Origin of the sequence: Streptococcus panodentis (assembly GCF_017884005.1) — a bacterium.
GTDB lineage: Bacteria > Bacillota > Bacilli > Lactobacillales > Streptococcaceae > Streptococcus > Streptococcus panodentis.
Map to the genome: position 1 here is coordinate 20,056 of NZ_QFAY01000034.1, position 7,221 is coordinate 27,276.

The 7,221-nt window shown below is 43.5% G+C and carries 6 protein-coding genes; all 6 read right to left on the minus strand.

Going from position 1 to position 7,221, the window contains the following annotated elements:
• Positions 1-71 precede the first annotated feature (71 nt).
• The 6 genes from DHL47_RS12155 to lacA all read right to left on the minus strand — a co-directional run bounded on the left by DHL47_RS12155 (position 72) and on the right by lacA (position 6,697).
• The gene (locus DHL47_RS12155; protein ID WP_209552054.1) at positions 72-1,736 is read right to left on the minus strand and encodes a PTS lactose transporter subunit IIBC; all 1,665 of its coding nucleotides are present in this window, start codon (positions 1,734-1,736) and stop codon (positions 72-74) included.
• A gap of 20 nt (positions 1,737-1,756) precedes the next feature.
• The gene (gene lacG / locus DHL47_RS12160; RefSeq protein WP_209552055.1) at positions 1,757-3,157 is read right to left on the minus strand and encodes a 6-phospho-beta-galactosidase; all 1,401 of its coding nucleotides are present in this window, start codon (positions 3,155-3,157) and stop codon (positions 1,757-1,759) included.
• A gap of 655 nt (positions 3,158-3,812) precedes the next feature.
• Positions 3,813-4,793: a tagatose-bisphosphate aldolase gene (gene lacD / locus DHL47_RS12165; protein ID WP_209552056.1), complete on the minus strand. Its 981-nt coding sequence runs from the start codon at positions 4,791-4,793 to the stop codon at positions 3,813-3,815.
• 2 nt (positions 4,794-4,795) lie between these two features.
• A complete protein-coding gene (locus tag DHL47_RS12170) occupies positions 4,796-5,725 on the minus strand; it encodes a tagatose-6-phosphate kinase (RefSeq protein ID WP_209552057.1) in 930 nt (309 codons plus the stop codon).
• Between the two features lie 12 nt (positions 5,726-5,737).
• On the minus strand, positions 5,738-6,253 hold the full coding sequence (gene lacB, locus DHL47_RS12175) for a galactose-6-phosphate isomerase subunit LacB (RefSeq protein ID WP_128836960.1): 516 nt from the start codon (positions 6,251-6,253) through the stop codon (positions 5,738-5,740).
• Positions 6,254-6,271: 18 nt separating this feature from the next.
• A complete protein-coding gene (lacA, locus tag DHL47_RS12180; RefSeq protein ID WP_128836961.1) occupies positions 6,272-6,697 on the minus strand; it encodes a galactose-6-phosphate isomerase subunit LacA in 426 nt (141 codons plus the stop codon).
• Positions 6,698-7,221: the final 524 nt, after the last annotated feature.

A 7,221-nucleotide genomic window follows, 5' to 3' on the forward strand; every position in this document is an offset into this window, starting at 1 on the left:
ACCCTTTAATGATGTTTTTTCCAAAAAAATATCATTTTTTGTTTGTTTCAAACATTGTGCTGAGGTATTCTTCAATCGTCTAATTGGCTTAGAATAAATTCTACTGCGCCTTTTGGATCACGAGTCAATGAAATATACTGGGCTCCTTCTGTCGCAATGAGTTTGATTCCAAGTGCATCGGTATCTTTCTTGATGTCGCTGTAATATGTTTTAACCTGTGGAGCTAATACAATTATGTCGTAATATTTCATCACTTCGTAATGAGATCCGTAGGCACCAGCTGAAGAGCTGAGCGGGATGCCGCATTCATCTGCTCCTTCTTTTAGAGCACTTGCCAGCATGGCACTTGTCCCGGCTCCTGCACAAAGAACAAGGACTTTGATCTCTTTATCAATTGATTTAAACAGTTCTGATTCTGACCGTTCTGGCACATACGCTGTCTCGTCAGTCTGAAGCTGCTCAGATACTGTCTCTGATTCCTGATTCAGAAGTACTTTATCATAAGCTTTACAGAATGGATAGTAAATCATAAAATCAACGACTAGCAGCAAGGCCGTAAACACAAAGCTAATAGGCTGGAAGTGGGTACTCATCAAATTTCCAATTGGTCCCGGGGTCGCCCATGGCAGTACATGTAAATAACCATTCATACCAAGGGTTGAGATGAAGAATTTCCCTAATATAACATTGGCAATTGGTGCCAGGCAAAACGGAATAAAGAAATAGGGATTTAACACAATCGGGGCAGCAAACAACAACGGTTCATTCACTGCAAACATCACAGGAATAATAGAAGCCTTTCCGACCGCTTTTAATTGTTTTGAGTGCATAAATAAAATAAAGATAATAGGAACAATGAAGGTAGCACCCGTACCTCCAAGCTCACCCACAAAGTTTCCAAAATTTTCAGTTAAAGCATGATAAGGATGATGTCCTTCTCTGAGCAGCTGCAAATTTGCCTCTGTATTTCCATATAAAGCAACTGCCAGTCCTGGTTTGACTACAGAAGGACCATGGACACCTACAAACCAAAAGAAAGGAACTAAAAACCAAATAATGGATAGACCCAAGTAACTTTCTGCTCCCTGAAAAATTGGAGATAATACCTTTGAAAACACCTCTGCAAATGGAACTGCCAGAAAATGCCGAACAAGCAAATCAATCAGGGCAGCTGCTAGAACAGAGAAAGAAAATGGAAAGACATCTCGGAAATTTTGAGAAATGCTTCCTGGCACTTCTTTTGGCATTTTAATCGTAATATCTCTCATAACGCAGAACTTATAAACATTGACTGTAATAAATGCAGAAACGAAAGAAGCTAAAATACCTTTTGTTCCAAAATAATTTCCGACAAAAGCCCCGTCCGTCTTGGTGACAGAGAGTAAGAGAAAACCACAAATCGCTGCAAGCATGACAGATACTTCATTGATGACTTTACCAGCAGGCAGTTTTCGGTTCATGCTGCCAGACAGACAGCGTGCTGTTGTCCCTGCCACTAAAAGACCGATAATCCCCATGGAGTAATCATAAATTTTCCAAAGCCAAGTTTCAAAACCTTCCGGCAATTTAATTCCAACAAGCGGCGGAATAGCTGCACAGAGAATAAATAAACTAGAAAAGAGAATGACAGGCATGGCGGTTAAAAAACCATCCTTAATTGCAGTGAGATACATATTGGCAGAGATACGCTGAAATAACTCTTGATGTTTTTCTATGTGTTTAATTATACTGTTCATGAGTCTTGCCTCCTTTAAATTTAAATAATCGTCTTGGTCTGACTGACAAACTTATACCAATAAGCTGATTCTTTAGGGTATCGCTTTTGTGTTTCAAAATCCACGTAAAAAAGACCATAACGCTTATTGTAGCCATTCACCCAAGAAAAAACATCCATCAGGGACCAGATGAAATAACCTCTGACATTTACTCCGTCCTCGATAGCTCTAGCAATTGATTTAAAATGACCGCGTAAGTATTCAATTCTAGCTTCATCCATGATGATGCCGTCCTGATACTCATCTTTAAACCCCAAGCCATTTTCTGTAATATAGATTTGTTTGTAGTTGGGATATTCTTCCTTTATGAATGTCAGTAAATCATAGAGCCCTTGAGGATAGATAATCCAGTCCCAGTCTGTCTTCGGTAAGTCTTCACGCGGAACTCGCTCGCCTACTCCTTTAATGCGATAAACCTGAGTCCCTTTCTCCCCAGTCGTATTATAAAACAGCGTACTTTCTCCTTCATAGGCTCGGACCCAATGGCTCACATAATGATTGATTCCCAAAAAATCGTTGCGATTAGCCGCTTTTTTCATTTCAATAAAGTCAGCCGGATCAAGTGTGACAGACATCTGATTTTTCTCTAAAATTTCAGTAAGCATTTCCCATGTAGACTGGCGATAATAGCCTAGATAAGTTGCATCCAGCAAAAAGCGGATTGATAAAGCCTCGTCAACCTTAGCGGCATGGATGTCTGCCAGCTTATCGCTATAAGGATATTTGGGCTCAAGCGAATGAACCACACCAATTTCTCCTTGATAACCTCCATCCTTAAAAACATTGACAACTCTGGCGTGAGCATACATCATATGATGCAAACAGGTTATAACTTTTTCAAAATCAAATTGAATTTCCGGCGGAAAGACACCAGTCAAGTATTGATTGGTTGCTAATGGATAAATTTCGTTAAAAGTGCTCCAGTATTGGATTTCCTTGAATTCATCAAAGCAGAATGTTGCAAAGCTGACAAAATGCTCTATTGTTTCTCTATTGAGGAAATCTCCTTTATCAAACAAAGTTTTAGGTGTATCAAAATGATGAATAGTTACAAATGGAGTTACTCCATTTTTTATACATTCTGCAAAAACAGCATGGTAAAAATCGACCCCTTTTTGATTAATCTTTCCGTAGCCATCTGGAAAAATCCGACTCCAAGCAATGGATAACCGTACACTGTCAATATTGAACTGCTTACAGAGTGCAATGTCTACCGGATATTGATGATAAAAATCACTCGCCGGCTCTGCTGTATAGCGCCCTTTCTCGGCCAAAAATGAATCCCAAGCAACAGCTCCTTTGCCATCTATTTGAACAGCACCTTCAGCTTGATAAGCTGCAGTTGCTCCTCCCATTATGAAATCTTCAGGTAAATGCAACATTCTTTAACCTCCAAGTATTTGTGTCAAACTTGCCCTCATCTTTGATATGGACTCCGTCAGCCATATCTACAGCCTCAAATCAGTGCTTTGAGCGGCTTGTTAACCCCTATTAAAACAAACTAATATTCAATGAAAATCGAAATCAGACAAGGCAGTGAAACACAGGTGTAACTCGAGTGAAACTCTTTGCTTCGCTTTCAGGTTTCTAGGGTCGGGCTGAAAAGGCCAACTAGACCTTTCCACTTCTCGGACTTGAAGCTTGATGCAAGCTTTGCTTGCCTTATCTACAATCTCCAACAGACTCCTCGGATTGTTGGAGCTAACGAAAGTTGATTTTAATTTTCGAAGAGTATAGAAGACCTTTTCTTCATCTTCATCATGAATACAGTTTCTTACTTCATACTGCAATTTGATAAGGGGTGCACCTCCTTTCTTATTTATTAGCAAAGAAAAAGAGACCACAAATAAGCCAAGTAAACTTAGTCTATTTGCGGTCTCGCCTTTACGTTACGATCCACCTTATTCAAATTTCACAGCTATTATACTCTTAAAATAATAATTTGTAAAGTAATTATGTGATTTTTTTAACAATTTATTTTTTAAAAAAAGCCATTGATAGAAATAGCATCAGATTTTCTATCAATGACTTACTTTTCTACCCCCGCTCTTTCCAGGAAGTGGCAGTTGTTTGCAGGACTTTGTTCAGTTCGTTAATATTTTCAAAGCCTGTGGTGCGCAGCCATTCACGCGCTGCAGCTTCGCCCTCTTCAATATAGGCCTGCACAGAGCCAGCCCAGGTGGCGCGGCCGCAAAGAACGCCATTAAAGTTAGCTCCTGACTCATGAGCAAAGACCAGCGTTTCCTGGAAGAGCTTGGCAGACACACCGGCACTCAGGTAGATATAAGGCAGGCTGGTCGCTTGATCCTGCTCCCTGAAGAAAGCTGCTGCTTCTTCCTTGCTATGAACGATTTCTCCGTCACCAAAGCCTTCAACGTATTTGACATTGACCGGCACTTCAACCTTGAGGACATCAATATGAAAGCGTGGGTCAGAAAAGACTTTCATGGCTTCAATGACCTTGCGAGGCTTCACCTTGGCATATTCGGCACTGGAAGCATCCGCAATATTTTCATCATAAGCCAAAATCTCAAGGAAGAAAGGAATATCCTCTGCCACACACTCCGAACCGATCCGTTCAATATAGGCCTGCTTTTCTTGGTTGACTGCTGCATCACCGTCCACATCATAGTAGAGCAGGAATTTCACCGCATCTGCCCCCTGCTCCTTGATGCGCTTGGCTGACCAGAGATTCAGGCAGTCCGGCAGGCGTTTGGTGCTGGAGGTGTCATAGCCGGTTTTTTCATAAGCCAGCAAAAGACCGGCATCTTTATCCAAGACCTTGGTCGCAGGCAGGCCGTATTCGGGATCCAGCAGCATGGAGGAAGCGTATGGGGTCAGCTCTTCTGCCACCAAGACTTTCAACTCCTCCATCTGCGCCACTGTCGGCTCTTCTTCTTGGTATTGAGCCATGAGGCGCTTGAGAGCCCCCCGCTGGTCAAAGGCCAGAGCGGAGATAATGCCCTTTTCGTCAGATAATTTCTCTAAATATTTTCGTTTTTGTGCTGTCAGTACCATATTTATACCTCTTTTACTGTGATTTGCTGATAAAGTGTGTCATAGTTGGCCAGATTGACATGTCCAGTTATTTTTTCCTGAGCATTGAGCATCCCCAAAACCATGGCTTGCTTGAGCAGGCTCTCATCCTCTTTGGCATGCTGAAGAGCGGAGGAAATGCCAGCAACGGTCGAATCCCCCGAACCGACAGGATTGACCACCTCAATCGTTGGAATCTGAACCTTGTAGAAAGTGCTGCCGTGCTTGGCAAAGGCACCGTCGGCTCCCAAGGAGACGATTAGCCAGTCAATACCGGCAAAAAGGGGATCGCTCAAAACGGATTTCAGCTGCTCCAAATCTGCCGAAACCTCCCGATTTAAGAGCTGAGACAGCTCCTCTCTGTTGGGCTTGATGACCGTCGGCTTGCAGTCGGATTGGAGAACTGCCTCTAAGGCTTTTCCTGAACAGTCCAGCACCACCCTGCGCTTTTCTTCCTTGGCAATACTGATCAAGCGAGCATAGTAGTCCACCGGCAGCCCCGCCGGCAGGCTGCCCGAAAGGGCAATGACCTGAGCTGACTTCATCAGCAGTCTAAAGTGATGCAGAAAGCCATCAGCTTCCGCCGCTGAAACAGTCGGACCGGCTTCTAAAATCTCTGTCTGCTGCCCTTCATGCAGGATAGCAATGCAGTTTCTGGTATCACCCTGAATAGTATAGAAGAAAGGCTGAACGCCGGAAGGTAAATGGTCCAGCAGAAACTGGCCGTTCGTTCCGCCGATAAGGCCGGTTGCGAGCACATTTTCCCCGCATTCGGCCAAAACCCGGGTGACATTGAGCCCTTTGCCGCCAGCCGTTTTTGAAACATCTGCCACCCGATTGACCGTATCCAGCCTGAAATGAGCCAGCGGATAGGAAATATCAATCGAAGGGTTCATCGTAACCGTTAAAATCATAGGCCCGTCTCCTTAGTCGTGATAGTCACCGCGTTCCCATTTTTCCAGAAATTCTGCAAAGAAATGTTCATCCGCTTGGCGGTCATTATGGGTCTCCACATGCTCGATTTTGGCTATCCATTTCTTATTTTCTTCGCTTGGCTTATAGTCAGCATGGATAAAAGCCTCGATAATATCGCACATCAGCAGCTCACCAGTGATTTTGCCGCCAAAGCCGATGACATTGGCATTGAGCTCTTCCTTGGCATAGAGGGCCGTCGTCATATCACGGACCAGAGCGGAACGGATACCAGGCACCTTGTTGACGGCATTGTTGATGCCGACTCCCGTTCCGCAGATACAGATTCCCAAATCAGCCTGACCGCTGGCTACTGCTTCGCCCACCTTCTTGCCATAGATAGGATAGTGGGTGCGGACATGGTCGTAAGTCCCAAAGTCCAGCACCTCATAGCCCTTTGACTTTAAGAAATCCACTACCGCCATTTTCTCATTGGTGACAATATGGTCACATCCGATCGCAATTTTCATCTTTGTCCTTCCTTTCTCTTAGCACATCTTGTTCAGCATGTCCACACGGATTTGGTGACGGCCGCCGTCGTATTTGCCGTTGACAAAGCCCTTGGCAATGTTCTTGGCCAGCTCATCTCCGACAATTTCAGCTCCCATAGTAATGATGCGTGAATTATTGTGGCCGCGGGTCATATAGGCTGACCGTTCATCTGACACCTGCGCTGCCACCATCCCCTTGATTTTGGTGGCGACCATGAAAGGCCCTGCCCCATAGGCATCAATGACAATGCCCAGATTGCCTTCCTCTTCATTGACCTGACCGGCTACTGCCAGTGTCACATCGACAAAGTCCTGTCCTTCTGCTGTTACATCACGGACTTGGAAACCTTCCTTTTGCAGAAAATCTTTTACAAGATCTTTTAATCTTAAACCAGCAGCGTCTGCTCCAATGATAATTGCCATTCTTCTTCTCCTTTTTTTGATTTATCTGCGCAGAATTTTGTTTATTAGAAACACCATTTGTTTCTTACAAGCATAATATACACCTTTTTTATCTCTTTGTCAATGATTTTTGTTTAAAATAATCAATATTTTTAAAATTATGATTACAGCAAACAAAAAAGACTCCTGTGAGCCTTGAAATTCTTTCCAATCCTTATACAAGCTTCATGCGAGACCTCAAAAAGCCCCGCTCTCTAACTCTTATACTCTTTCGACAATCTCTTCAAACTTCGTCAGCTCCAGGACTGTTTCGGGCCGGCAAATGAAGCAGACCAGAGGAGCTGATGATAGCAGACTTATTCGAAAACGGCCGATTCTTCTTTCTATTGCTTTCCTTGAAGAGCGAGAGACAGCGAACAGAATCGTTTCTTAACAGGGATACAGTCTTCTAGTTTGCTTTTAGCAGTTAGGCTGAGACAAAAGTCCTTCAGTCTCGCTTTGTTTTGGAAAAAAACTCTTGACGCGGTAGCTGATTGCTCAAAAGC